The 26,072-nt window shown below is 52.7% G+C and carries 21 protein-coding genes; 2 read left to right on the forward strand and 19 right to left on the reverse strand.

The window, feature by feature from the left end:
• From JI741_RS15840 to JI741_RS15905, 16 genes are all read right to left on the reverse strand, one after another.
• Window positions 1–1,464, reverse strand: a complete 1,464-nt coding sequence (locus JI741_RS15840; RefSeq protein ID WP_202011217.1) for a sulfatase family protein — start codon at window positions 1,462–1,464, stop codon at window positions 1–3.
• 161 nt (window positions 1,465–1,625) lie between these two features.
• Window positions 1,626–3,029 carry a sulfatase family protein gene (locus JI741_RS15845; protein ID WP_202011219.1) on the reverse strand — a complete coding sequence of 468 codons (1,404 nt, stop codon included), beginning with the start codon at window positions 3,027–3,029 and terminating at the stop codon, window positions 1,626–1,628.
• A 26-nt stretch (window positions 3,030–3,055) separates the two neighbouring features.
• Window positions 3,056–4,705 (reverse strand): sulfatase, encoded by a 1,650-nt coding sequence (locus JI741_RS15850; protein ID WP_202011221.1) that lies wholly within the window; start codon window positions 4,703–4,705, stop codon window positions 3,056–3,058.
• A gap of 20 nt (window positions 4,706–4,725) precedes the next feature.
• Window positions 4,726–6,363: an arylsulfatase gene (locus tag JI741_RS15855; protein ID WP_202011225.1), complete on the reverse strand. Its 1,638-nt coding sequence runs from the start codon at window positions 6,361–6,363 to the stop codon at window positions 4,726–4,728.
• A 37-nt stretch (window positions 6,364–6,400) separates the two neighbouring features.
• A complete protein-coding gene (locus JI741_RS15860) occupies window positions 6,401–6,874 on the reverse strand; it encodes a DUF6841 family protein (RefSeq protein ID WP_202011228.1) in 474 nt (157 codons plus the stop codon).
• Between the two features lie 22 nt (window positions 6,875–6,896).
• Window positions 6,897–9,191: an arylsulfatase gene (locus JI741_RS15865; RefSeq protein ID WP_202011230.1), complete on the reverse strand. Its 2,295-nt coding sequence runs from the start codon at window positions 9,189–9,191 to the stop codon at window positions 6,897–6,899.
• A gap of 88 nt (window positions 9,192–9,279) precedes the next feature.
• Window positions 9,280–11,184 (reverse strand): arylsulfatase, encoded by a 1,905-nt coding sequence (locus JI741_RS15870; RefSeq protein ID WP_202011232.1) that lies wholly within the window; start codon window positions 11,182–11,184, stop codon window positions 9,280–9,282.
• 36 nt (window positions 11,185–11,220) lie between these two features.
• Complete coding sequence (locus tag JI741_RS15875) at window positions 11,221–12,159, reverse strand: sterol desaturase family protein (protein ID WP_236676105.1); 939 nt, start codon at window positions 12,157–12,159, stop codon at window positions 11,221–11,223.
• 24 nt (window positions 12,160–12,183) lie between these two features.
• Window positions 12,184–12,348 (reverse strand): hypothetical protein, encoded by a 165-nt coding sequence (locus JI741_RS32545; protein ID WP_236676106.1) that lies wholly within the window; start codon window positions 12,346–12,348, stop codon window positions 12,184–12,186.
• A gap of 7 nt (window positions 12,349–12,355) precedes the next feature.
• Window positions 12,356–12,481, reverse strand: coding sequence for a hypothetical protein (locus JI741_RS32830; RefSeq protein WP_255534566.1), 126 nt, complete (start codon window positions 12,479–12,481; stop codon window positions 12,356–12,358).
• Window positions 12,482–12,620: 139 nt separating this feature from the next.
• Window positions 12,621–14,234: a RagB/SusD family nutrient uptake outer membrane protein gene (locus JI741_RS15880; protein ID WP_202011235.1), complete on the reverse strand. Its 1,614-nt coding sequence runs from the start codon at window positions 14,232–14,234 to the stop codon at window positions 12,621–12,623.
• Window positions 14,235–14,269: 35 nt separating this feature from the next.
• Complete coding sequence (locus JI741_RS15885; RefSeq protein WP_202011237.1) at window positions 14,270–17,392, reverse strand: SusC/RagA family TonB-linked outer membrane protein; 3,123 nt, start codon at window positions 17,390–17,392, stop codon at window positions 14,270–14,272.
• A 24-nt stretch (window positions 17,393–17,416) separates the two neighbouring features.
• Window positions 17,417–17,590 carry a hypothetical protein gene (locus tag JI741_RS15890; protein WP_202011239.1) on the reverse strand — a complete coding sequence of 58 codons (174 nt, stop codon included), beginning with the start codon at window positions 17,588–17,590 and terminating at the stop codon, window positions 17,417–17,419.
• A 605-nt stretch (window positions 17,591–18,195) separates the two neighbouring features.
• A complete protein-coding gene (locus JI741_RS15895) occupies window positions 18,196–18,948 on the reverse strand; it encodes a tetratricopeptide repeat protein (RefSeq protein ID WP_202011247.1) in 753 nt (250 codons plus the stop codon).
• Window positions 18,948–20,963: an ABC transporter ATP-binding protein gene (locus tag JI741_RS15900; RefSeq protein WP_202011250.1), complete on the reverse strand. Its 2,016-nt coding sequence runs from the start codon at window positions 20,961–20,963 to the stop codon at window positions 18,948–18,950. Before JI741_RS15900 ends, JI741_RS15895 begins: the two co-directional genes overlap by 1 nt.
• A 95-nt stretch (window positions 20,964–21,058) precedes the next feature.
• Window positions 21,059–22,459: a GumC domain-containing protein gene (locus tag JI741_RS15905; protein WP_202011251.1), complete on the reverse strand. Its 1,401-nt coding sequence runs from the start codon at window positions 22,457–22,459 to the stop codon at window positions 21,059–21,061.
• A 215-nt stretch (window positions 22,460–22,674) separates the two neighbouring features.
• On the opposite strand from JI741_RS15905, the gene JI741_RS15910 reads away from it, so the two are divergent.
• Window positions 22,675–23,217 carry a hypothetical protein gene (locus tag JI741_RS15910; RefSeq protein ID WP_202011253.1) on the forward strand — a complete coding sequence of 181 codons (543 nt, stop codon included), beginning with the start codon at window positions 22,675–22,677 and terminating at the stop codon, window positions 23,215–23,217.
• A 57-nt stretch (window positions 23,218–23,274) separates the two neighbouring features.
• Here JI741_RS15910 and JI741_RS15915 read toward each other — a convergent pair whose 3' ends face one another.
• The 3 genes from JI741_RS15915 to JI741_RS15925 all read right to left on the reverse strand — a co-directional run bounded on the left by JI741_RS15915 (window position 23,275) and on the right by JI741_RS15925 (window position 25,303).
• Window positions 23,275–23,817, reverse strand: coding sequence for a hypothetical protein (locus JI741_RS15915; RefSeq protein WP_202011255.1), 543 nt, complete (start codon window positions 23,815–23,817; stop codon window positions 23,275–23,277).
• A gap of 64 nt (window positions 23,818–23,881) precedes the next feature.
• Window positions 23,882–24,487, reverse strand: coding sequence for an RNA polymerase sigma factor (locus tag JI741_RS15920; protein ID WP_202011257.1), 606 nt, complete (start codon window positions 24,485–24,487; stop codon window positions 23,882–23,884).
• Between the two features lie 159 nt (window positions 24,488–24,646).
• On the reverse strand, window positions 24,647–25,303 hold the full coding sequence (locus JI741_RS15925) for a response regulator transcription factor (RefSeq protein ID WP_202011259.1): 657 nt from the start codon (window positions 25,301–25,303) through the stop codon (window positions 24,647–24,649).
• Window positions 25,304–25,505: 202 nt separating this feature from the next.
• Between JI741_RS15925 and JI741_RS15930 the strand changes: the two genes are divergently transcribed.
• Window positions 25,506–26,060 carry a DUF4136 domain-containing protein gene (locus JI741_RS15930; protein ID WP_202011261.1) on the forward strand — a complete coding sequence of 185 codons (555 nt, stop codon included), beginning with the start codon at window positions 25,506–25,508 and terminating at the stop codon, window positions 26,058–26,060.
• The last annotated feature ends 12 nt before the right edge of the window (window positions 26,061–26,072 follow it).

Below are 26,072 nucleotides of genomic sequence, written 5' to 3' on the forward strand. Positions count from 1 at the left end.
TTAGTTTCCTTTAAAATTATAGGCCGCCGCTTTGGCTTTCAGTTGCTTCACAATGTCGGGATGTTCGTGGGCCACGTCGCGTTGTTCGGCGGGATCGGTTTCCAGGTCAAAGAGCAATCCTGCGGCCGCGGGGACTCCGGTTTTTATTCCGGGAAATTGTGTTGCATTAGGTTGCTCGAACGGCGCGAGTATCGTCACCCCATCGGGCAGCCGTGGATCGATCCATGAAGCGTCAGAAGGCAACTGTGCCGACTCGGGCGACAACACGTGAAGTTTCCATTTGCCACTGCGCACCGTCTGAAGTTTGTCGTTATAGAAAGAGAACAACGCATCGTGTGGCGTCTTGCCGTTTGACACGAACAACGAAAAAATGTCGCGACCATCCAGCACCAGGTCTTTCGGAACAGCGAGGCCAACTACTTTGGCCAACGTTGGAAAAACATCAATCACGCCGGCAGGTTCTTTGCTCACCTGCCCGGGTTGTATACGACCCTTCCACCGGATGAGAAACGGAACGCGAATGCCTCCCTCCCAGTTTTGCGATTTGATGCCGCGAAGCCCGCCCGTGTTTCCTCCAAACCAGGGACCGTTGTCGGAGAGAAAAATCACGATGGTGTTTTCTTCCAGCCCGGTGTCTGCCAGTTTCTTCAGCACCTCTCCCACCGACCAGTCCAGCTCACGCATCGCGTCGGCATAGATGTCGCCTTTGGTTTGGGGCGTGTAGAATTCTTCCGACGGTGTCAACGGTTTGTGCGGCATCGCGTGGGGCAGATACAGAAAGAACGGTTTGTCTTTATGTTGCTCGATGTAGCGAACAGCTTCCTGCGTGTAGCGTTTGGTGAGCGTGGTCTGCACCACAGGATATTCAACAACCTTGTCGTTCTCCATCAGCAACACCGGGCGCATGTCGTTGGAATAGGGAATGCCATAATATTCATCAAAGCCATGACGTGTCGGAAAAAACTGGGGCTTGTGTCCCAGGTGCCATTTGCCAATGATCTTGGTGGCATAGCCCGATGTTTTGAATAACTCGCTTAACAACAACTGGCTATCGGCAATGCCAAGATCGTCGCCTCCGCGAAAGGTTTGAAAACTGTTGTTTACTTTTTCGGGATTCGGATTCAGAATGAGGCCGTGCCGCAGGGGGTAACGCCCGGTGAGCAACGACGCGCGTGTTGGCGCGCAATAGGGCGTGGGCGTGTAGAAGTGTGTGAGTCTCGCCCCCTCGGTGGCCAGCCGGTCAATGTTGGGCGTTTGCCAGCCGGGCTGTCCAAAAGAAGACAAGTCGCCATAGCCCAGATCGTCGGCGAGAATGAGAACGACATTGGGTGGACGTTGTGCGGCGGACTGGCTTCGGCCTTCCATCACCGCTGAACCCCACAACGCGACCACGAGAAAAAGGACTACACCATGCTTCGATACGAAGCGCGCCACACGTTCCACTACAAAAGAAAATCCCACCATGTCAGAAAGGTTAAAAGCATCGCCAACGGACTTCCTGGGGAAATCCGGTTGAGACAATCGATTGGTGGGATCAATTATCTACTTATTCTATAGACAAAACTAAAAAGTCTTCACGGAATTCCGAAGGCCCGGAGCAATAAACATGCTCCGGGCCACGGTTTTTATTTCACACCCTTTCGCTGCTTCAGTTTTTGAATATGGCTGTCGTCGGCGGGCATGCGCTGCACCAGCGGCTTTGGGGTTTCTCCCAGCTTGGCCTTGGCTGCATCCAAAGCCTTTAGCAAGCCGGGCACCACGGCGCGCTGCGAGGCCAGCAGGTTTGTTTTCTCTTCCACGTCCGTTTTCAGGTTAAACAGCAGCGTGTCGTTTGGTGCATTGTCGGCGCTGGGTGGAAGGGTTGGGTTGGCCGCGGCCGGGAATTTGATTTTCCAGTCGCCTTTGCGGAAAGCTTCAACCTTGCCGTTGCTGTAGTAGATAAACTCATCGCCCTTGCGTTTCCCCTTGCCGGTGAGCACATCCGAAATGTCTTCGCCGTCAATCGGGTTCTTATACATATAGGAGGTTGCGCCGGAGAGTTTCACAAATGTTGGGAGGATGTCGAACATGAGGGTGAGTTCGCTGTTCACCGTGCCGGGCTTAATTTTGCCGGGCCACGAGAAAATAGCGGGCACACGCTGGCCGCCTTCAAAGGTTGTGCCCTTGCCGTTGCGCAGCGGCTTGGCCGATCCACCTTCAATGTCAAACACAAGCCAGGGTCCGTTGTCGCTGGTGAACACCACCAGTGTGTTGTCTTCCACGCCTGCCGTTTGCAAAGCCTTCACCACCTGGCCCACACTCCAGTCGATCTCTTCAATCACATCGCCATACAGACCTTGTTTCGATTTGCCTTCAAACTCCGGTGATGCATAGAGCGGCACGTGTGGCATGGAATGCGCGAGGTAGAGAAAGAACGGTTTGTCTTTGTGCTTCTGAATAAACTTCACCGATTCGTCGGTATACACTTTCGTGGTATAGTGCTGATCCACGGCAAAGTTCTCCACTTCATTTCCGCGGAGATACACCACACCCTGCATGTCGTTGCTGTAAGGAATTCCAAAGTATTCATCAAAGCCCTGCTGCAACGGAAGATACTGACGGTGATGCCCCAGGTGCCACTTACCCACAATGCCTGTGTCATAGCCCTGCTCCTTCAACGCGTCGGCAATGGTTGTCTCCTGAGGCGAAAGCCCTGTGAAGCTCTCCGGAAAAAACACGTGATCAATGCCCAGTCTTCTGGGATAACGCCCCGTGAGCAAACCGGCGCGCGTAGGACTGCAAACCGGCGAGGGCGAATAGAACGACGTGAACTTCATCCCTCCCGCGGCAAGCTTGTCGATGTTGGGCGTGCGGATGGTTGTGGCGCCAAACGGACCCGTGTCGGCATACCCCATATCGTCGCAAAGGATAAAAACAAAGTTCGGCTTGCCTGCCTTCTTGCTTTGGGCGCTGCTTTCGGTTGAGGCGATCAGGAAAGGTGCCAGCGCCAGGCACGTGATCGTTTTGATTCTAGTTCTATATGCTTTCATCTTATCTTGAATGTACGGTGGAATAGCTACAATGTGAAACGGTCTTCTTTGTCGTCAAATTCATTCACAAAAAATCCGCTGCTGGGCCAGCGTGGCGACACCAATGTTTTCTCCCAGGCCGAAAGGGCTTCTTCCAGTTCTTTCACTTTTTCAGGATGTGTTGCCGCGAGGTTGTTGCGTTCGTTTTTGTCGATCGACAGATCATACAACACCAGGATGTTGTCTTTCTCGTTTCGCACAAGTTTCCAGTCGCCTTTGCGAACAGCTTTGTTAAAGCCGGCGCGCCAGAACAATGTGGCATGCGGCAACGTGGTGTCGGCTTTGGTGAGATACGGAATCAGGTTCACCCCGTCATAGCCGCGATCGGTTGGCAACTGCGATCCCGAAACGGCGGCGGCCGTGGCAAAAATATCAAGCGATATCACCGGGCTGTTAAACACCGTGCCCGCAGGCACGTGTCCTTTCCACTTCACCACAAAGGGAACGTTGAGGCCACCTTCATACAACGACAGCTTTCCACCTTTCAGGGGTGCGTTGTCGGTGGCGCCGGTATAGGTTGCTCCACCGTTGTCGCTGATGAAGAAGATTAGCGTATTATCTTCCTGTCCCACGGCTTTCACCTTCTGCACTATGGCGCCAATGGCGTTGTCCAGGTTTTCGATCATGGCCGCATACACGGCTTGTTTCCGGGTGAGACCTTTGGCTTCAAGTTTTTCAACATCATGCTTGGGCGCCTGGAACGGTGTGTGCGGCGCGTTGAAGGGAACGTAGAGAAAAAACGGTTTATCTTTTTTCTGCTCGATAAAATCAACGGCCTCGTGTGCAAGTTTGTACGTGAGATATTCTTTCTCGTCCAGAATTTCGTTTCCTCTGCGAATGAGCGAACCGCCCTGGCGGCCATGATCCCACACGTGCGAGTCCATGATGCCCTTCGCGCGCACGTTCACAAAATCGCGATCGGTGGTGTCGGCATACCACGAGAACGCTTCGTAAAATCCGTAGTGATAGTCGAAGCCCCGGTTCAGTGGTTGAAACGGTGTGTTGGCACCGAGGTGCCACTTGCCAATGATGCCCGTGGCATAGCCGTTCTTTCGAAGCAGGTCGGCAAGCGTGATCTCCTGCAATGGCAACCCTTGCTGTGCAATGCTTTCAAGCGTGGGCACTTTGGTGTGCTTCACAAATTCAAGCTGCTGCCGGTCAATGAACGTGTTGGCGAGAATCTGTTCCAGGTAGTTGCGCGCATACCGATTCACCGGTTGTGTTTCATGACCAAAGCGCTGCTGATAGCGACCGGTGAGCAAGCCCGCACGCGACGGGCTGCAGATCGCCGCCGTCACATATCCTTCGGTGAACGTGGCACCCTGCGCGGCAAGGCTGTCAATAAAAGGCGTCTTCACCGTCTTGTTTCCATAGAGCGGAATATCGGTTTTGCCGAGGTCGTCGGCCACCAGCACAATGATGTTAGGCTGACGCACCGTAGTGTCGCGAACAACAGATGCAGAAAGAAATGCCGTCTTTTGCTTTATACCTTCTTCATCGGGCGCGATGTCAAACTCGTGCGACGTGAACGGTTTTAACAACACAAATAGCAGAATGCCCAGCGGCAAGGCGATGTATAAAAATAGGCGAAGCCATTTCGGCAGAAATGATTTTCGGTTTGTAGAGAGCGATGTCATCGTGAAAGCGAGTAAGAGGTTTAAGGTTTTTGCAGTGTGGCCCACTCCACAACGCCAGCCCTAGCGGCCCATGCGTCGTAGAGCGCACTCAGCTCCTGAAGTTTTTCGGGATGTTGAGATGCCAGGTTGTGCAGTTCGGTGCGGTCGTCTTTCACGTTATAGAGCTCCCAACGGTTCTCCGGGAAAAACGAAACAATCTTCCAGTCGCCCTTGCGCACCGCGCGATTGCCCTGATGTTCCCAGTAGAGCACTTCGTGGCCGGCATAGGGCTTGCCGTCGAACGCGGCCTTCAGCGAAAGTCCTTCCTGGCGAATAAGCGGGTTGCCTTTGAATTCGGCTGGATACACCGCGCCGGCAAGGTCGAGCAACGTTGGTTGAATGTCGATCACGTGCGCGGGGGTGTGCTGAAACGTGTTGGGTTGAACTTTGCCCGGCGCATACACAATGAACGGCGTGCTCACACCACCCTCATGTTCCCAATGCTTGAACGACCGGAACGGCGTGTTGCTCACATTGGCCCAGTTGTATTCATACGACACATACGACTCCGGATTGTCGGCCGTGAGCGGCTTCACATACTCGGCCACTTCTTTGGTCTGCTTCCATAGCACGAAAGGATATTCGTGGCTGGCTCCGTTGTCGGAGAGAAAGATGACATAGGTATTTTTGTCAACACCAAGTTCCGTGAGCTTGTCGAGGATGCGGCCCACGTTGTAGTCGATGCGGTCCACCATGGCGGCAAACACGGCCATCTTCAAATCCCACGCTTCCTTTTCGGTTTGGCGAAGCTGATCCCACGCGGGCACAAGGGAGTCGCGCGGCGAAAGTTTCCATTCGGGTTTGATGATGCCCAGCGACAGCAGCTTCTGATAACGCTCGCTTCGCACCACATCCCATCCCTTCAGGTATTTGCCTCTGTATTTCGCGATGTCTTCTGTTCTCGCTTGCAACGGAAAGTGCGGGGCGTTGTAGGCGGTGAATAAAAAGAAAGGCTTGCCTTCGTTCTTTGTTTCATCCAGAAACGACAGCGCCTGGTTGGTGAACTCGTCGGTGAGATAAAAATCTGCAGGCTTTTTCTCTGTGGTGAATTGTTCCAGCTTGGTTCCATTCTTCACAAAAAAATCCACCTCGCGCAGCTTGTAGGGATGCGGATAAAATTGATGACTCGTGCCACCAATCAGCGCGAAGTATTTATCATAGCCGCGCGCACCGGGCCACTGTTCCGGCGTGTTGCCAACGTGCCACTTGCCCGACATCAGCGTGGTGTAGCCCGCGGTCTTCAGTCCTTCGGCAATGGTGATCACGCGTTTGTTCAGGAAGCCCTGATAGTTAGGGTTGCCCAGATTGCCATTCATAAATCCCACACCGGCCTGATGTGGATACACGCCCGTTTGCAACGCGGCCCGCGTGGGGCAGCATCGCGATGTATTATAAAATTGGGTGAACCGAAGTCCGTTGGAGGCAATCCGGTCCAGGTTGGGCGTGGCGATCTCGGAACCATAGGCACCGATGTCGGAGAAACCCATGTCGTCCACCAGAATGAGAACGATGTTCGGTTTTGAAGATGCCTTTTTCTTTTTGTCTTTTGACGATTGCGCAAAGGCCGTTGTGGTCAACAAAAGCGATAGTGCAAGGGCAAGGATTTGGCGTGCGTTCATAGCGTAAAAAAATTTCGTTGCGGGGTTTGTTGAATATCTATTCGGCATAGCTCGACCGGAGCTTCACACCCCACCGTCCATTTTCTTTTGTCAACACATAAAGTGACTCATACTCGCCCAGCTTTGTGCCGTCGGCTTTGAAGCGGCTGAAGCGCGTGTCCACATGCACCTTGGTGTCGCTTGCCTGCACAATGTTCCGATGATCCCACCGGCTGTGATGCCATCCCGCTTTTTGCAGGGGCACAAACACACTGGCCGAGTCGCGCAGCCCCGCCTTATCCAACACCGACATGCTGCCACTGGCCAGGCGATAGTGTGGAAACTGATAGGTGGCTTCCCACGCGGTCAGATTTTTGGCGTTGAAGGTGTTCATGTAGTCGTCGAGCACTTTCAGCACTTCGGCTTTTGTCTTGGCATCGATGTCGTGTGCGCCACGTTGATTGCCGTTCTGCGCATAGCTGGTGGAAGCGATGCTGATCAATAGCAGCATCGCCCAAATTGTTATTTTCATGGTGGTTTAGAATAAATTTTGTTTAGCGCGACCCGGTAAGGGCAGCATCCTGTTTTTTTAATTCGATGGTTACTTTATTCAGCGTTCCCGTAAAAGCAAAAGGAACTTTGTAGGTGTCAGACACGGGCGTGAGATCGTCGAAGCCCAGGTTCAGCCCTTCGTGACCAAAGATGCTGGTGCTGGTTTTGTCGATGCGCGCCTCACCCACTTTTGCGCCGTTGATGAAGAGTGTTCCCGTGCCACCCGCCGCTTTGCCGCCGTCATATTTAAAATCAAACTTCAATGCCGCTTTGCCGGGCGCGATCGCGTGGGCCGACGATGTGACATAGAATTTTTTCCAGCCTACGTTATAAATGAAATTCAATTTCTGATCCTGCACATAAAAGCTTGTTCCGTTGTCGCGGCCACCCGTCGAGAACAACACGCCTTCGGCACCGGCCGCCGGAATCTCCACATCGGCCGTGAGCGTGAACGATTTGTTGCGCAGATCGGGCGCAGCCAATTCAACAATGGTAGACACACCCGGGTAGAGCACAATCAGGTCTTTTCCGTCAAAAATGGTGGGGCCAATAATCGGTGTTGACAAATCCTTTAATGGATACACATTAAACTTGTAGGCCTGCTCGTCAAACACCGCCTGCAACTCCTTCAGTTTTTCGGGATGCTTCGCCGCCAGGTTTGTTCGTTCGTTAAAATCTTCGTTGAGGTTATACAGCTCCCACACGTCTTTGTTAAAATCATCGCCGTCCTTGTGAAGCGCGCCAGCCTTCCAGCCATCTTTGTAGATGGAGCGGGAGCCTTTCACTTCATAGTGCTGAATCGTATGCTTCGAAACCGCCGTGGCGTTGTCGATGCTATAGGCCAGGCTGGTGCCTTCGATGGATTCTTGCTTGTAGCCGTTGATCGACGCGGGCACTTGCGCATGAATCAAGTCAAGCGTTGTAGGCAACACGTCAATCACGTGACCGTATTGCGGACGAATGCCGCCTTCGTCTTTAATGCCTTTCGGATAAAAAACGATGAGCGGGTTGTGTGTGCCGCCTTCGGTGTTGGCGTCTTGCTTCCAATAGCGGAACGGTGTGTTGGCGGCCATGGCCCAGCCCAGCGGATAGTTGGGTTTGGAAAATTCGGTTCCAATAAGATCGATGTTCTCGATGTTCTTCTGCAAGATCTGATCTTCGCTCAACGCGGGGCCATAGTTGTTCACAACACCCACAAACGTTCCTTCCTTGCTCGCGCCGTTGTCGCCAACCGAAACAAAGATGAGTGTGTTGTCGAGCTGACCGGTTTTTTTCAGGTGTTTCACAATCCGGCCAATCTCATAGTCGGTTTGCGTGAGGAAGCCTGCATACACTTCCATGAAGCGGGCATACAATTTTTTCTCGTTGGCCGGAAGCGTGTTCCAGTCTTTGATACCGGGGTTGCGCGGGGGCAACACGGTGTTCCTGGGCACCACACCCAGTTTGATTTGGCGGGCCAGCACTTCTTCGCGGTATTTGTCCCAGCCGCCATCAAACTTTCCTTTGTAGCGATCCGACCATTCTTTGGCCACCTGGTGCGGCGCATGTCCTGCGCCCGTTGCCAGATAGAGAAAGAAAGGTTTCTCGGGTGCTGCCGATTGTTGTTCGGAGATATATCCAATCGCCTTATCAGCGAGCAGCGTGTTGAAATGTTTTCCCTGCGTGTCTTCATGACTGCGACGCGTGTCTTCCCATATTTGCGGATGCCACTGATCGGAGCTTCCGCGATAGGGATAGCCATAGAAATGTTCGAACCCGCGACCCGTAGGCCAACGGTTAAACGGACCCGCCGCCGTGAGGTCGGCCAGGGGTGTGATGTGCCATTTGCCCAGCGCGTAGGTGTTGTAGCCATTCTCTTTCAGGATCTCTGCCACCGTGGCTTTTTCAAAGGGCATGCGTGCATCATAGCCCGGTGTGCCCACGGCGTTTTCCGGAAACAAACCCATGTGCACCGAGTGCGAATTGCGTCCCGTGAGCAGGGCTGCACGTGTGGGTGCGCAAATGGCGGTGGTGTGAAAGTTGGTGTAGCGCAGGCCTTGGTTGGCCAGGCTATCAAGGGTTGGTGTGTCGATCAGTCCGCCAAACGAACTCACGGCACCATAGCCCACATCGTCGAGCAAGATCCAAACCACGTTGGGTGCACCCACGGGAGCTTTCTTTTTCTCAGGCCACCACTGTTGTGTTTCGCCAAGCGTTTTTCCAATCTTGCCCTTGTAGGCTTGCTGCGGATCCTGTTGCGCATTCATCAGCGAAGTGCAGGCCGTGATCAGCAGCGCGGTGGATATACTTTTTTTCATAGCGGTATTTTTTTTAGGAAGCTGATAAAAACAGCAAGAGGTGTCACCCTGCGGTGACAACCTTTGCTGAAAGGGATCAAACGTTTCGTTATTTCGACGACGGTGTCGTGGCGGGCTTCGGTGTCGGCGGCGGCTGAAGCTTGTAGCGCGTGGCCGCATGCTCAATGTCGATCAGCGGATAGATGTTGTATTTGGCCGCTTCGGCATCAAACAAATCCTTCAGCTCCTTCAACTTCTCCGGATGTTTCTTTGCCAGATCTTTCAATTCATTAAAATCTTCGTTGAGATTATACAGCTCCCACACCTCTGTGTCGGGATTGTTCTCGATGGCAGGCTTGGGTTCGCCGGCATAGGTGAACAACTCCAATGAATTGGGATGGTGTGCTGCCGCGGCTTTCCAACCGTCTTTGTAGATCGCGCGGTTGCCAAAGATGCAATAGTATTGTTGCGTGTGGCGCGATGCGGCGTCCTTGTCGTTGAGCGAGAAGGCAAGGCTGGTGCCGTGCAACGGATCTTGTTTGTAGCCACGAATCGTTTCGGGTTGTTTGGTGCCCGTCAACTCCAATGCGGTGGGATAGAGATCGATGAGGTGTGTGTATTGATTGCGGATGCCTCCTTTTTCTTTAATGCCTTTGGGATAATACACAATCAACGGATTGTGTGTGGCGCCCTCGGCGTTGGCATCGCTCTTCCAGAAGCGGAACGGGGTGTTGGTGGCTTGCGCCCAGCCCAGTGGATAGTTGGCCACGCTGGCCACATCTTTGCCCCCGATCTTGTCGTATTCGCTCAGCATAAATTTCCGGTAGTCTTCGCGTGTCACGGCATCTGCGCCAAAGCGAATCGATTTTGTGGTCACGCCATATTCAAGACCTTCCTTGCTGCCTCCGTTGTCGCCAATCATTACAAACACAGCCGTGTTTTCCAACTGGCCCGATGTTTTGAGGTGTTTCAGGAAGCGGCCAATCTCATGATCGGTTTCTTCGAGGAAGCCTGCATACACTTCCATGAAACGGGCATACAGTCTTTTTTCTTCAGCGGGCAAATCTTTCCACGCTTTCAGATACGAATCGCGTGCGGGCAGTTGAGCATTGGCCGGAATAACGCCCAGCTTCTTCTGGTTGGCGATCACCTTCTCGCGATACACATCCCATCCTTCATCAAACTGTCCTTTGTATTTGTCGGACCACACTTTGTCTACCTGGTGCGGAGCATGTCCTGCGCCGGTGGCATAGTAGAGAAAGAAAGGTTTGTCGGGGTTCACCGCTTTCTGGCGACTCACATAGCTGATGGCTTTGTCGGCCAGCAGTTCGTTGAGGTGGCGGCCATCGGGTTTGATGTGCTGGTTGTCTTCCACCAGGTCGGGTTTGTATTGATCGGTTGCCCCGCCAAGAAAACCATAGTTGTGATCAAATCCTTTTCCGGAAGGCCAGCGCACAAAGGGGCCGAGGTCGGTTGCTTCATCATCGGGAGTTAAATGCCACTTGCCCAGTTGATAGGTGCTGTAGCCGCTCTCGCGCAACGTTTCGGCAATGGTGCCTTTCTCGGGAAGAATGTGCCCGTTGTAGCCGGGATAGTCGGCCGAAAGATAGAAGTGCGGAAACAAGCCCATGCCTACCGAATGGTGATTGCGTCCCGTGAGCAACGCCGAACGTGTGGGCGAGCATATGCCTGCGGTGTGAAAGTTGGTGTAGCGCAGGCCTTGATTGGCCAGTGAATCCAGGTTGGGTGTGCGAATAAGTCCGCCAAATGCGCTGGTGGCACCAAAGCCCACGTCGTCGAGTATGATCCACACAATGTTGGGCGAACCGGGTTTGGCTTTTGTCACATAGTCTACTTTGTAGGGCTGCGAATCCTTGGCCGACTTGCTCACCTTTCCTTTCCAGGTCTGGTCGGTTTGCTGACCATGCGCCGAGGGCAGATAGACTGCCGCCGATAAAAACGCCACCGACAATACACGGAGCGTTTTCTCAACAGGGGTTTGTAAAATTTTCATTGGGGTTGGTTGATTTTGTGTTAAAGGTTGTGAGCGTTAGGTCAGTTTCAATTTCGAAGGCACAGCAACATCGGTAGTGGTTTCTTCTTTTGCCACGGGGGTCAGCACTTCGTCTTCCTGCACCATGGGGCCGTTGGCAGACAATTCGCTTCCCACTTTCTTAGATTTCAGAATGGGCCACATAAACTGCGCATACCATTCCTCCTGCTGGTAGTGTTTAATGCCATACGATGCAGGATACTGGCGCGTGATGATGCCTGTGCCAAAGATCATGTCCCACAGGAAAAACATGTTTCCAAAATTTCCTTTGTAGTGACCAACGCCATCGTCGTTGCTGTCGGCATGGTGCGCGTGATGCGTGGCCGGTGTGGAAATGGTGCGCTCCAAAACCCAGGCGATGGGATGCAGCCACTTGTTGTCATAAAAAGGTTTGTCCCACGGAATGCTGGAGTGGGCCAGCGTGGTGATGATCGACTTTATGCCCCGCACAAACAAGGCGGGATAGCCCAGGCCGAGATAGACAAGTGCCGTGGTGAGATAGGTCTGCGAAAAGAAAATAGTATAGATAATATTCTGACGGCTCGCCATGGCCATGCCCATGTAGGGCGCCGAATGATGGGTGCGGTGAAAGCGCCACAAAAACGGAACCTCGTGGTGCAGGCGATGATACCAATATTGCGTGAGGTCGTCGGCAATGCACAGAATGAGGAAGCCCCAAAAGAAGGGCACCCAGGTGAACGCATCTTTGAAGCCCGGCAAAAGAAACGGCAGAAACTTCAAACCGAAGTAGGCCACCAGCGGCCGCACCACGATGCGCGGAACAACATAACACACCAGGTCGAGTATGCGCTCGTTGGTGTTCCAGTTTTTTTTGTACAAGCCGAACGAAAATTCGACTATGCCAATGATGAGCATCAGCACGGGCAATCCCCACGTGTTGAGATTTTGAAAGATGGCTTCGATGAATTTTATCATAGCAATGGTATTAAGGGTTGGGCATTAGGGTTTCGAAACTTGCGCAGCCGGCACCGACTTCTTTTCCCACGGACGTTGACCGGTGATGTAGAAGGTGGCCAGCATAAGCAGAATGGGTAAGGCATAGATGAAAAGGCTCAACAGAACATTTCTGAATATCCGGTTGGCAATGTGCGGTTCCATTTTCATCGCGGCGCTAGTTTTGGGTGAGCACGGTTTGCAGCAGCCAAAGGCCACCAAACAGAATCAGAAACGGGACAAGCGTTACCAGTATTCCCACCAGTATTTTCTTTCCCAGAAGTCGTGTGTCGGATAGTGTCATAACTTTTTCGGTTTAGGGGTTCAGAAAAAAAGATTAAGTTCCTGCTCACTCCATCCACCACGAGGAGGAGCAGGATGTCATGTTGCCATGACCTTAATCTATATCGCGCAACGCCTCACGGACGCTGCTTATGTTTTTATCAATAGCCCGGGTTTTGATGTCCCTGCAGCTTTGCGTTCAATTCAATTTCCTGTTGAGGAATAGGATGCAGTCTGTGTTTGTCTTGCACGTTTGGCTTACCCACCGCTTTCAGTGTGCTCACAAAAATGGAATTGCCACTGGCATCCTTCTGCCGCACCAGGTCAAACCAGCGCTGGTATTCAAACACCAGCTCAAGACGGCGGTCCACATAGAGCGAGTCGCGGAACTGATCGCGTGTGAGGCCTTCGGTCAGGTCGTCGAGGCCGGCGCGATTTCTCACCGCGTTCAACGATTTATAAGCTTTTGCCGTGGGGCCGTTCAATTCGTTTTCGGCTTCGGCATGGATGAGCAACAACTCTGCGTAGCGTATGATGGCCACGTTGGCTGCCGACTCGCTGGTGAACGATGTGGTATTCGGGTCCCAGGCTTTGTTGAAGTAGGGAATAGAATCGACCTTATGCCCAGCGATGGTCGGGTCGTTCAGGCCACCAAATTTCTTTCCGGTAGTGGGGCTTTTGAAGTTGGTCACAAACGTCACATCACGGCGTTTGTCTTTGCTGGTGTAAAGTTTGAACACGCTGAAGAACTTGTCTTTGCCCCCGGGCTTTGTAGCGTCATCAACGGTGTAGAACCAAATCTGATCGGCATAGGTGCCGGCCAATCCGGGAACCTGTGTGCGGATGGAGCGGGCATTCTGGTTGTTGCCTTGCGTAAGGTAGCTGGAGCTTGACCCGCTCTTGAACTGCGCCGAGAAAATGTGTTCGGAGTTATTTTTGAAAGCCGGCAAAAACACTTTACTGTAGTCCGATTGCAGCGCATAGTTGAACGTTCCGGTTCCGCCGTCGGCAGGCGACAACGCTTTCTCTGCGGTGATCACCGCGTCTTCATAGTGTGCTGTCGCGTTCAGGGGAAGCGACGCTTTGGTGAGATACACTTTTGCCAGCAACGAAATGGCTGCACCTTTGGTGGCACGACCAACGTCGGGCGCCGAATATGAATTCGGCAACGCATCGGCGGCCTCTTTCAGGTCTTGCTCAATCTGCGAATAAACCTGAGCCGAAGGGGTGCGCTCCGCCGCAAAGTCTGTGGCGGCCACACCGGTCTGCACTTTTGTGATCAACGGCACGTCGCCATACAAACGCACGAGATTAAAATACCACAACGCACGAAGAAACTTGGCCTCACCAATCAGACGGCCTTTCAATGCCGCGCCGATATTGATGCCGGGTATTTTTTCAAGGGCCAGGTTCGCCTTCGCCACGGCCGCGTAGTGCTGTTGCCACAATTCATACACGCGAAGGTTCGACGACGTGTGCAACAGGTTGGCCATAGAACGAACGTCGGGGTTTGTTGCACCGGGGCCAGGAAACTCATCATCACACTCAAAATTCAATCCGGTGTTGAAGAGCGTGTTGTAGGGCGTTTGCACCGTGCTGCCGCCTTGATTCAGCAGGAAGTAGACCGCATTCACGGCGTTCACAGCATCGGCTTCTGTGTTATAGAAATTATCGGTAGCAATAAATCCTTTCGGATCTTCCTCCAGAAACTTATCGCAGGAAATCAGGATGGTTGCTGCGAAGCCAAGTAGAATTATATATCGTAATGATTTCATAAAAATCGTTGTTTGTAATGTGACTAAAAGCTGTGTTAGAAGGTAAGACTGATGCCGCCGAGAATGGTCTTGTAGTTGGGATACACACCATTGTCGATGCCGCGGTAAATAAGCGACTGCCCGTTGAAGCTTGCTTCGGGATCATAGCCGGTATAGTCGGTCCACGTCGCGATGTTCTGCGCAGAGCCATAAATTCTCAGCTTTTGAATTCTGATGCGCGATGTCCACGTAGACGGCAGCGTGTAGCCCACCGTCAAATTCTTTAACCGCACATACGACGCGCTCTCGATGAAACGATCCGAGATAGTCACCGCCGGATCCTGGTAAGCTTCCTTCACATCGGTGTTTGTGTTGGTGGCCGAATAGCGATTCAGCATTTCGCGCGAACCGTTATAGTAGCCCGTGCCCAGCTCAAGCGTTGCACGGTTGTTGTTATACAACTTTCCGCCCACGTTGGCCTGGAAGAACACGGTGAGATCGAAATCACCAAACGATGTCTTGTAGCTCACGCTGTTGGTAAACCCGAGGTTCACACCGGGTTGATTTTTGATCAGCACGCGGTCGTAGGTTTGTGTGATCACGCCATCGGGCACACCGTTGGGACCACTGATGTCTTTGTATTTCTGTCCGCCTGCGCTTTTGTTTGCCTGCGGTGTCAGGGCTGTGGTGCCGGCTTCCTCCGGCTGTATGATGCCATCCGTTTGGTACACATAGAACGATCCTACGGGAGCGCCCACCTGCAACACCGACGGAAGCGAAATATTCGGAACAATGCGTTGCACGCCTTCGCCAAGACTCACAATCTTGTTGGTGTTCTTCGAGAAAACAAGAATGGAATTCCAGTTTATCTTTCGCGTCACAATGTTTTGTGTATTCACAGCCACTTCCACACCCTTGTTCTCAACTTCACCAATGTTCTGGTAAATGGAAGATCCCTGGCTCGGGTTCAACACCGGGTCGTAGAACGACAGGCCCGATGTGCCCGGAACAGTAGCATTCAACAACAGGTCCGTAGTCTTCTTGCTATACACATCCAACACAACATTCACGCGGTTGTTAAACAATCCCACATCCACACCGCCGTTCACCTGGAACGTCTTCTCCCAACCCAGGCCAGGATTGTTCACGGTGTTTGGCGCATACCCCTGAACGGTGGTGTTGGAAAAATTATAACGGTAAGGCGAAATCTGTCCGATCGATGAGTACGGCGAAATGCCCTGGTTACCCGTAGTACCCACACTAACGCGCAGTTTCAAAAAGCTGATCTGTCGCACATCTTTGAGAAAATCTTCTTCATTCACATTCCATCCCAACGCTGCCGAAGGAAAATAGCCCCACTTGTTTCCGGCACCAAAGCGCGACGAACCATCGGCACGCAACGTAGCCGTGAGCAGATACTTGCTGTTGTATACATAATTCACACGTCCCAGAAACGAAGCCAGCTGCCAGTCGATAGACGACGACGAGGGCGTGCGTGCACCCGTTCCATTCTGCAGCGCGTTGTAGGTCAGATCGTCGAACGCAAACGTGGCGGCCGAAGCAATTTCACCTTGCGTTTTCGAGGCCTGCGCCGTGAAGCCCACCACCGCGTTGATGTTGTGTTTGTCGTTTATCTCTGTGGTGTAGCTCAGCGTGTTTTCATTCAGCCAGCTGGTGGTAAAAAGCGAACCCACGGTGGCAATACCACCCGTGCCCACACCACCCGAAGGGTTTCCTTCATACGTGCTGTTGGGCAGGTAGCGGTTCTGGCGGTTATAAATAACGTCTGCACCGAGCAGCACCTTCAGCGAAAGTCCTTCAATCAGTTTATACTCTCCCGCCACGTTGGTGAGGAAGCGCGACGTGCGCGTTTCGTTGATTTGATTCAACAGCGAGTTGATGGGATTCTGCAAAGGCGAATCGGTCGATGTGTTCTTCACAAAATTGCCCAGCGTGTCATACACCGGAATGGCCGGCGACGTCAGCAACAGGTTGGGCACAATGGCGTTGGGCGCAACCTTTCCAACCGTCTGCGACGCGGTGGTGTAGGACGTGAGTTTGAACTTGTCGTTAAATTCGTGATCGATGTTGAAGCGGATGGAGTAGCGCTTGAACCCGGTGTTTTTCAGAATACCGTCCTGTGCAAAATAGTTTCCCGACACCGCCAGCGCCGTGCGGTCGGAGCCTGTGAAGACGGAAAGGTTATGACTTTGGATGGGCCCTTGTTGAAAGGCTTCCTTCTGCCAGTCGGTGCCCACACCGGTGGTGTCGTATCTAAAATTTCCGGCAGCCGGCAATGTCGCCGCTTTTCCGTTGGGCGTGTTGCGATAAGCTTCCTTGCGCAACGCCCACCACTCCGCGCCGTTCAGCACGGGCACAGTGCGGATCACATCCTGAACACCATAGTAGCCATCATACTGCACCGAGCCGCGATCGTGTTTCGATCCTTTTTTGGTGGTGATCATAATCACACCATTGGCACCACGCGATCCATAGATGGCGGTGGCCGAAGCATCTTTCAACACATCGATGTCGGCAATGTCGTTGGGGCTGAGCGACGAAAGCGGGTTCAGCTTGGGGCCGTCCACCACGCCGGCATCGGCAATGCCATAGTCGTTGTTCACGGGAAAACCGTCAATAACATAGAGCGGGTCTGAAGCGGCTGTGATGGAGTTGTTGCCGCGAATCTGAACGCTCACACCACCGCCCGGCTGACCCGACGTTTGCGTGACGGTGACACCTGCCGTGGCACCCTGCAATAAGCGCTCGGGCGAAGCCACAGGTTGCGTCTTCAGTTCCACCGGCACCGACGCCACAGAACCGGTAATGTCTTTGCGTTTCAATTCGCCATAGCCCACCACCACAACTTCTTCCAGCACGTTGTCGATCTTCAGCACCACCTCAAGCGGTTCCTCGGGCAATTCAAAAATATCGACGTCCTGTGATTTATAGCCCACCAGGTTTATGGTGATGGTGAACGGAAACTGTTTTGATGTCACAAGCGAAAATGCGCCATCGGCATCGGCCAGGGCGGCCACCGATGTACCTTTCACAAAAACAGACGAGCCGGGCAACGTGCCGCCGTCCTCATCTTTCACAAGTCCTTTGATGGTTTGCTGGGCCAACACCGACCCGAGCGATAGCAACACAAACGCAGTCGCCAGTAAAATTCTTTTCATAAAAATGTAGTTAGGAATATGTAGTTAGGGTTGTTTAAAAATACCAGGAGTGTGCCCCACCATAGTGTCATGAGACAACGCGCGCGCCAGGCGCGAAGAAGTGTGTGCTTTTTTCGCTAAAGGTTTCTTCTGCGCAAACGACGCCGTGGTCAGCAGCAACAGGAAATAGAGGATCAGCACAGAAAGTACAGCTTTCATAGCGGTGATGAGTTTATTAAGTGTGTTTATAGAATGGAGGCCACGGAATGCACCAAATGCTCACAAAAAATCCCACCAGAATTTTCAGGAGACTGGTGCATCCGGAAACCATATTGGAAAATCAGTTTGCAAGTCGCGCATGGAGCATGCACGCTGGGGTATATGGGACTATACCGCAGTTAACCACTAGCAACAACAACCGTTACGGCCTACGCCCGATGCTTTTTGTGGTACAATTGGATGTGTGCTGAGAAACGCCTTTTGAGTTTTCATCGCATGGTGATTTTATAGGTCCCAAAAATTTGTCAACCAGGGTGTTCGGCCATTGTCTTGGTGGGGGACGTTATGCCAGAAGATCGTCGAGTTCCTGCTCTCTCCCTTCTTTTCTCTATAAAATCAATATGGTGGCTATTGATTATCTACTTATTCGATAGACAAAGTAATTATTACTTTACATAGGAAGCAAGCGCTTCGTCAAAAAAAAATTTATACGGGCGGCAACATGCCTTTGCAATCGATAATACCGTGTGGAATCGCGTCATGCGTATTGGTCTGCGTGGTGACTTGAACCTTAAAAACAACGTTTCTCCCGATCAGATCAACCGTCAGGGTGCCTGCTTCAAACGAACCAAATCCAGTTGCTGGCGGGCGTCGGCATCGTGCGGGTCAAGTTGCAACGTCTTCAAAAACTCCTGCGACGCGGCTTCTGTCTCGCCCCGCTCCTGCAGCAGCAGGCCCAGGTTGTAGTGTGCCCGAACATTGCCGGGTTCAAGAACGATGGCGCGTTGATATTGCTTCAGCGCCTCGTCTTTTCTGCCCGTGTCGTCAAGCAGGTTGCCAAGGTTAATGTGGGCTTGTGTTTCGTTGGGGTTCAGCCGAAGGGCTTCGTTCAGCGAGCGCTCGGCCTCAGCCTTCCGGCCAAGACTGGCGAGGTAGATGCCATAACTGGTAAGGATCGATGCCCGCGCGTGATCCTGCCCCGGGCCTTTTTGCATGTGCAACAAAAACTGAAAGTCAACTTCGGCCAGGCCTTCCGGTGGTTTGCTTCCCCACACGGGATCTTGATAGATCATGTTCACCTTTGCGCCTAAACGTTTCACGTCAATGTCGAGTCGCCGCTCTTCCGAAAGTTCGAAGGCCCTGTTGAAGGCCTGCTCGGCCATGGCATAGTTTTGTTCCGTCACGAAGTCGTCGCCAATCTGCACATACTGCTGAATGATGCGGCGCGACTCATAACGATCCCACTGGTCCTGGATAGACGGAATGAAAAACGCCAGCAGCATCACCGCAGCGCTTCCCAAACTCACCAGCAGCGGCCATATTCTTTTCCGGATCAGGCGTTTCATCGAATGCTTCATCACGATTGTGTTTCGTCGGCTTCCGTTCCGTCAGTGTCTTCGGCTTCCTCTTCGTCCGCATCCTCGTCGTCGGCTTCCTCGGCATACGCAACATCGTCTGTTTCTTCGTCAGCTTCCTCCTGCGTGTTGTCTTCTTCTGTTCCTTCGGCCGCGCTGGCAAAGCTGGCAAACCAACCGCCTTTGGCAAGGAGTTCGGCCGGTGTGCCTTCCTCCATCACTTCGCCTGCCGACAGCACAATCACATGGTCGGCGTTGCGCACCATCGAATAGCGGTGAGCAATCACAATCACCGTGCTCTCCGTTCGCAGGTCTTCAACCGTTTTTTGTATTTCGCCCTCTGTGGCATAATCAAGGTTGGCTGTTGCTTCATCCAGGATCAGGATGCGTGGGCGCGCCACCAGCACACGCGCAATCTGAATGCGCTGCCGCTCGCCCACCGACAAACCAATGCCGCCTTCGCCTACGCGCGTTTGCAACCCTTCCGGTAGACGCCGAAGCGTGTTCTCCATGCCCGCCGCCACGGCCGCCGCCATCACCTCGCTGCCGCTGGCCTCAGGGCGTTTGTAGCGAATGTTGTCGGCCAGTGTGCCTCTGAAGATGGCGCCGTCGGCCGCCACCATGCCAATCTGTTTCCGGATAGACGAAGGGCTTTGCGCACTCAGGTCCATACCGTCAATCGCGATGCTGCCAGCGCTGGGCTCATAAAGTTTCATCAGCAAATCCACCGTGGTGGTCTTGCCGGCACCGGAGCTGCCCACCAGCGCCGTTATTTTTCCCGGCTCAAGCGCAAAGGTGATGCCCTTCAGAATTTCACGCTCGGGAGTATATTGAAAATGAACGTCGTTAAATTCGATCCGCCCTTTCCCGATGGCCGCATCTGTCCCACTCTTTTCTTCCACCCCGTTGTCGAGCAACTTGAATGCACGCGAGATCGACGCGATGTTCTGTTGCAAATTCACCCACAGGCTCGTGAGCGAATCGATGGGATAATACAGCCGGTCAAGATACGACACAAACATCACCACATCGCCGGGCGTTAGTTTGTGCTCGAGTGTGAGGTAGCCGCCGTAGCCCAACACCAGCGCCGACGAAATCTGCATCAACGTGTTTTGCCAGAACACATAGCGGTTGCTGAGGCGCGTGCGGTTAATATATTCGGTATAGGCTTCGCCCGAAACTTTTTTCAGGTTGTCGGCTTCGCGTTGTTCTGCTCCCGAAAGTTTCACCGTCTTGATGCCCGTGAGCGCATCCTGCATGCGCGCCGACACATCTTCCCAACGCTCATAGTAAGTAGACAACCCCGTTTCTAATCTATTGGCCGAGCGCCAGGCGATCCACAAATACACCGGAATCACGGCAATGGCCAGCAACGTCAGCGTCACATTCTGCCAGAACATAATCACCAGAATGCCCACCAGACTAATCAGCTCCGGAAGAATCTCCTGCGAGAACCCCGTAACAATGGCCGACACTTCCTCGCTCTGATTGATCTGCTTTGCCACCGCCGCACTCGATCGTTTGCTGAAGAACGTTAGCGGAAGGCGCAGCACATGCATGAACGTGTTCTCGATGAACCGCTGCTCCACCAAACACGACAACTTCACGTTCAGGTTCTCTCCTACCAACGTCAGAATATAGCCTGCCACATTCACCATAAAAATAAGACTCACAGCCCACAGCAACGTTTCGAGTGCCTGTTGGGGCGAGCGCTCGGCCACGTGGCCCGCATGGTGAGGCTCCTTCACTTTTCGCGCTGGCTTAGGGTGGCCCTGCGCGATGTGATCGGGCGGTGTGGTTTGGTTTGTGCTGCCGGCTTCGGCCCGCACATCTTCTTTCGCCTGCCGCACAAACAAACCACTCACGTCGTTAATGGCCTCGCGGTAGATCAACGGCTCCACCAGGTTGGCGCCTGTGCTCAGCAAGCCGATGCAGACAATGACTATGAACTGTTTTCTGTGCGGCAACACCATTTGAACCAGGTGGCTCCAGGCATTTCGCTTTGTGTGCTTCTCCATCGTTTTAAAAAACCAGTATATCGTTTTGAATCACAACCGCACCACGCGCACCAACATCACACAGATTCATTCTTCTATTTACGTTTAATATTTTTCTACCGTCTGCCGCCATGCATGCCACCGCCATGAAAACCACCGCCTCCCATGCTGTGCATGCCACCGCCGTGCATCGGTTGCCAGCCCATGCTGTGAAACGAGTTTGCGTTGTAGTGATTAAAACTGCCGGCGTTAAAATTATTTCCCGGCCGCGCACCCGACTGCACACTGTGGCCACGATTTGAACCACCCGTGCGCGGCGCGGTTGACTGGCTGTTGTAGCTGCCGCGACGATTGATGGCCGCATGCGATGCATTGTTTCGCGCACGACCCTCGCTGGTGTAGCGACCATGATTGATGCCACCAAAGTGATTGCGCGCTGCCGTGTTGAACCCCCGATAGACGTTCACGTTTGTGATGTTGGCACGATGCACATTATAGTACGTGTTGTAATGTCTGTAGAGCAACGGATAGCGATGATAGCCAAAAGAGAAGAACCAGTTTGAATAGGCAAACGAAGGCAACCCAAACACCGTGAGGCCACCGTTGGCACCATAGTAGAAGCCGGTGTTATAATAGAAAGGTGTGGGATACCACATCGGGCTCGAATACCAATAGGGATAACCAAACCAATACGGATAAGGCGAACTTCCATAGTAGTTGTTGCTCACGGTGGCGGGACCGGCGTCGGGCTGATCATATTGTTTGGCAAATTCGTCGGCTGCACTTTTCATTTCTGCTTGCAGCTTCGGATCGTTCTCCACTTCTTTCTTGTAGGCATCGAGGTCTTTCGCGTTTTGGGCGGTCAGGTCGCTGTTCAGCGAATCGAGATATTGAATCACGCCGTTGGGGTCGCTCTTGTAAGACTCGCCCAGGCTCACCGTCAGGTCGATGTTGTCGGTCAGCAACGACATCACATCCGGACTACCCACCACTTTTTTGAAGTCGCTTTGAAGTTGTGGGGTGTACTTCGCCGTTATTTTTTCCAGCGTCGCCTCCGACGTTTGGTAGATGGTGCTGATGCGGGCGAGGTCATCGAAATGATTTGTATAAACATCCACAATGGCTTGCTGCGATCCTTCGGGATAGTCCTTCACCAACTCCCGGGCGCGTGCGGCGTTATCCTTTCCCAATGCAACCAACTGTGTGTTCAGCTCCGGGAAGCGCGAAGCCTGATAAAATTTTTCCTGCTCGTCGCGCGGATAGGAAGCAATCAGATCCTGAAACGACTGGCTGGTGCGGGCTTGTGTGCGCTCCAGTTTCACCAGCGCCTGCGGATACTGCGACACGTTCAGAATCGCCGCGCGCATGTCGGATGCGTAGGGCGCTATGGAAGCTACTATTTTGTTGTCGTCCTGCGAAAGGCTATCGATCAGCGCTTGTGCAAACGACACCTGCAACACTCCCAGCACGGCGGCCGTGAGCATCCAGGTTTTCAATTTCAATGCTGTGCTTTTCATAAACATTAAGGGTTTGTTCGTCCCGTTGCCCCGGGCTTCCCGCCACGCGAACAGTCTGTCATCGCATAGGCAACTTGGCCTGGGGCAAACGCGCTGATTAGATGAAAACTGCTTACCAAGGTCACGTCGCAATGCTGAAGAAATATTTTTTCCTGTCGCAGTGACTTCCGGTGTACGTCTCCATCTATAGTGATTACAAAACTCACCGACACCCCATGAGAAATTTCATCGTCACGTTAGCCTTCGCCATTGCAGTGTCTCCAAATGCCGAAGCGCAGATTTCGCAGATCAAGATCAAAGCCCGCGAAGCCGAAATTCCCGCCGACATTGTGCAGTCGTTCCGAAAAGACTATCGCGACACCAAAACTTCAGAATGGGCCATCATGCCCGCCGCGCTGGTGGGAGACGAATATGGCGTGACCGGCTACGACACCTCAAACGGTTCCCTGCCCACCGTCTATGAAGTGTCTTTTCACGGCAACCCCAAAGGCAAAGCCGTCTATGATCAGAATGGTATCCTGAAATATTCAAAAGAAACAATCTCCAACACATCCCTTCCCGCAGCCACCCGAAATGCGGTCGCCAAAAAATATCCGGACTTTGTTTTGATAAAAGACCAGGAAACCATTCGCCAGGGAAAATCACAAATCATTCACTATCGCATCGTCATCGAAAAAGCAGTCGAGCGCCGCGTGCTGGCGGTGGACGCAGCCGGAAAAATACTGAGAGAGAACAAGCCGGTGTTGAAAAGTAAATAGCAGAACGCAGGCTTCGTCTATCAGTCTTTGATATCTCGTATTTCCAGCGCGCCATTTCTACTTCCGAAAGAAACGTGTAATCGCATTAAAGATCCCCTGGTCCTGCGCAATAGTGTTAAAGAAAGAACCGGGAATATTATACAACGCCACCTGGTTCATCACCCGAATAAACAACTGTGCGCGATCATCCTGCGTGGTCACCAGCGCCGACAAATCGGCAGACGGTAGTATAATCACTTTGTGGCCCGCCTGAATGATGCCTTTCATCGCCTCGTTCGAAAGCAAGTCCGACTGCAGCACCGTGGTGATGGTGGGATTCTCGCGTATGTAGGCCAGCAACGTTTCCGCAAAATTTCCCGTCACAAAGTTGCGCCGGGTTTTCACGGGCGAGAGGCGATGGGAAAGCAATTGAAAGTTTTTGATGTAGAATCCCTGCGCCTCGGCCAGCGCGTGATAGATGTCGGCCAGCGGTTCGTTGCCCGCCGGTGCCGTGGTGGCAAAGAGCACATGTTTTGCCCGGAGTCTTCGCGACAACTCGGCCGACCAGGCATAGCCCACTTTGAAATCGCGATCAAGTTGAAAGGGGTACAGAATGGTCACGCTCATCCCAGGTTAGAGGCAATTCCCCGGCAGGGTCACACCGTTGTGTGTTCTATTTTTTCGCTCACACCAGTTGATTGTGCACATGGGCCAACGCCACGGCAAGACCCGCGTGCAGGGCAATGGCATAAAGATGGTTCAGTCTCTCCTTGGCGCGCTTCAGCCGCATCTTCACGGCACTGGCCGACAGGTGATACATGTGTTGCAAGGCTTCGATCGATTCGCCTTCGCTGTATTTGAGCAGCAGCAGTTTTTTCTCCGCTTCCGGCAAACTTTCAATCAGCGCCAGCATAATTTTTTCCAACTCGGTTTGACTCAGGCTGTCGTCGCCGGCATCGTCCATGCCCAGGGCCTCGCCTTGTTTGGCGGTGAGGGGATGGATGTGTTGTTTGTTTTTCTTCCGCAGAAATTCCAGGCAATGACGGTGCACAATGATGTAGAGCCAGGTGGAAAAAGACGCGTCGCCGCGAAAGGTGTGCAGGCTGTTCAGGGCTTTGATGAGGGCTTCCTGCGCAAGGTCGAACGCATCGTCGTGATCTTTCACGATCGATACACATTTCTGAAACACCTTGTTGTAGTAGCGGCTGTAGAGTTCTCCAAACGCTTCGGCATCGCGTTTCACAACCCGCCCGATCAGGGCTTCGTCGGTCATGTTTTCAAAAGTTTTCATAGGGCTGCGTGTTGCTGTTGATGGATCAAAATTGCATCAATCAACACACCTGTGTAAGCGTGAAAAACGGTATTTATCAAAAACGGCATTGTGCTTAGCGCCCAACCAATTCTCGCAGGGCGCTACGAGATTCTCGCAGCGGCAGCACTGCAATGTTTGCTAGATGAGGGCTTTTTCGATGGCATACTTCACCAGGCCGGCCGTGTTTTTCACTTGCAGCTTTTCCAGGATGTTGCGCCGGTGGGTGTCGACGGTGCGAATGCTGATGAAAAGTTTTTCGGCAATTTCGCCGTTCGAGCATTCCTGCGCGATCAATTGCAACACCTGTATTTCGCGTTCGGAAAGTGGAATGTCTTTGTTGGGTCTGGCAGGGGTCTTACTTTTCAGGTTGGTGAGCGCTTTCAGCAACGAAGCCGACACACTGCTGCTGTAATAGCTATCGCCTTTTGCCACGGCGTGGATGGCCGCCACCAACTCGTCGCTGCCCGTGTTCTTCAGCAGGTAGCCGCTGGCACCCGCTTCAAGCATCTGAATGATGTGTTCCTGCTCTTCGTGCATGGTAAGCGCCAGCACGTGCACATCGGGATAACGTTGTTTCACCTTTTGTGTGGTCTCCGTGCCGCTGGCCTTTCCCATGTCTATGTCCATCAGAATCACGTCAGTCACGTTCTTCTCCAGAAACGCCATCACGTCGTTGCCGTCTTCGGCCTCGCCCACTACGTCCACATCGGTCGCGCGTTGCAATATGCCCTGAAGACCCACGCGTATAATCTTGTGGTCGTCTGCAATCAATACTTTGATTTTGTCTGTCGTCATCACTTTCAGCTGAAACGTTTGCCCTTTCAATTTCTTGTTTAAGAACTGTGGGGCTATGCATGAAGTTACATCAAAGAACAAAAAAAATACATGAAAACCCAAGCAGGACCATCATCCTGTCCAAAACAAAATCATGAAAGGGGCGTGACCATGCAGCAGGGTTTACATCTCAAGTCTAAAACTTTTTAAAACCGATCAAACTATGAAACGCAACGCAATACTTGCTCTGCTGCTGTTCTCGGCAATGGCATCACAGGCACAGGTTCATGTGGACTTCGACAAAAAAGTGGATTTTAAAAACTACAAAACATTTCGCTTCGAGCCGGGAAAAGTGATCCGCAAGCTGGGCGTGCACGACACCGAAAGCACGTTCCTCAACCAATACATCGACGAGGCCGTCACAAAAGCACTGGTGGCCAAAGGACTTTCGCCCACCACCAACCATCCCGACCTGGTCATCACCTACCTGGCCGGCGCGCGCGAGAAACAACAGGTTCAGAACTACATGACCAACCCGGGCTTCTATCCCTACTCCGGCTTCTATGGCATGGGCGGATGGTGGGGACCGGGCTGGAATAATTTCTGGGTCCGCAACTATGAAGAAGGCACCGTCATCCTCGACATCTATGATGCACACAAAACCGAACTCGTGTGGCGCGCCTATGCCGTTTCGTCTATCAATAATTTCAACGAGAAAAAGTTTGTGGAAAAACAGATCGGCAAATCGCTGAAACATTTTCCGCCCACAGCAAAATAGAAATCCGCAAAG

The organism is Chryseolinea lacunae (genome assembly GCF_016735595.1).
Taxonomy (GTDB): Bacteria; Bacteroidota; Bacteroidia; order Cytophagales; family Cyclobacteriaceae; genus Chryseolinea; species Chryseolinea lacunae.

Excerpts from the sequence above, each read along its gene's own strand:
- JI741_RS32545 (WP_236676106.1), bottom strand. The coding sequence starts at position 12,348 with ATGAAAATGGAACCGCACATTGCCAACCGGATATTCAGAAATGTTCTG.
- JI741_RS15880 (WP_202011235.1), bottom strand. The coding sequence starts at position 14,234 with ATGAAATCATTACGATATATAATTCTACTTGGCTTCGCAGCAACCATC.
- JI741_RS15855 (WP_202011225.1), bottom strand. The coding sequence starts at position 6,363 with ATGAACGCACGCCAAATCCTTGCCCTTGCACTATCGCTTTTGTTGACC.
- JI741_RS15920 (WP_202011257.1), bottom strand. The coding sequence starts at position 24,487 with ATGAAAACTTTTGAAAACATGACCGACGAAGCCCTGATCGGGCGGGTT.
- JI741_RS15840 (WP_202011217.1), bottom strand. The coding sequence starts at position 1,464 with ATGGTGGGATTTTCTTTTGTAGTGGAACGTGTGGCGCGCTTCGTATCG.
- JI741_RS15875 (WP_236676105.1), bottom strand. The coding sequence starts at position 12,159 with ATGATAAAATTCATCGAAGCCATCTTTCAAAATCTCAACACGTGGGGA.
- JI741_RS15910 (WP_202011253.1), top strand. The coding sequence starts at position 22,675 with ATGAGAAATTTCATCGTCACGTTAGCCTTCGCCATTGCAGTGTCTCCA.
- JI741_RS15900 (WP_202011250.1), bottom strand. The coding sequence starts at position 20,963 with ATGGAGAAGCACACAAAGCGAAATGCCTGGAGCCACCTGGTTCAAATG.
- JI741_RS15845 (WP_202011219.1), bottom strand. The coding sequence starts at position 3,029 with ATGAAAGCATATAGAACTAGAATCAAAACGATCACGTGCCTGGCGCTG.
- JI741_RS15930 (WP_202011261.1), top strand. The coding sequence starts at position 25,506 with ATGAAACGCAACGCAATACTTGCTCTGCTGCTGTTCTCGGCAATGGCA.
- JI741_RS15925 (WP_202011259.1), bottom strand. The coding sequence starts at position 25,303 with ATGACGACAGACAAAATCAAAGTATTGATTGCAGACGACCACAAGATT.
- JI741_RS15850 (WP_202011221.1), bottom strand. The coding sequence starts at position 4,705 with ATGACATCGCTCTCTACAAACCGAAAATCATTTCTGCCGAAATGGCTT.
- JI741_RS15870 (WP_202011232.1), bottom strand. The coding sequence starts at position 11,184 with ATGAAAATTTTACAAACCCCTGTTGAGAAAACGCTCCGTGTATTGTCG.
- JI741_RS15905 (WP_202011251.1), bottom strand. The coding sequence starts at position 22,459 with ATGAAAAGCACAGCATTGAAATTGAAAACCTGGATGCTCACGGCCGCC.
- JI741_RS15890 (WP_202011239.1), bottom strand. The coding sequence starts at position 17,590 with ATGAAAGCTGTACTTTCTGTGCTGATCCTCTATTTCCTGTTGCTGCTG.
- JI741_RS15865 (WP_202011230.1), bottom strand. The coding sequence starts at position 9,191 with ATGAAAAAAAGTATATCCACCGCGCTGCTGATCACGGCCTGCACTTCG.
- JI741_RS32830 (WP_255534566.1), bottom strand. The coding sequence starts at position 12,481 with ATGACACTATCCGACACACGACTTCTGGGAAAGAAAATACTGGTGGGA.
- JI741_RS15895 (WP_202011247.1), bottom strand. The coding sequence starts at position 18,948 with ATGAAGCATTCGATGAAACGCCTGATCCGGAAAAGAATATGGCCGCTG.
- JI741_RS15885 (WP_202011237.1), bottom strand. The coding sequence starts at position 17,392 with ATGAAAAGAATTTTACTGGCGACTGCGTTTGTGTTGCTATCGCTCGGG.
- JI741_RS15860 (WP_202011228.1), bottom strand. The coding sequence starts at position 6,874 with ATGAAAATAACAATTTGGGCGATGCTGCTATTGATCAGCATCGCTTCC.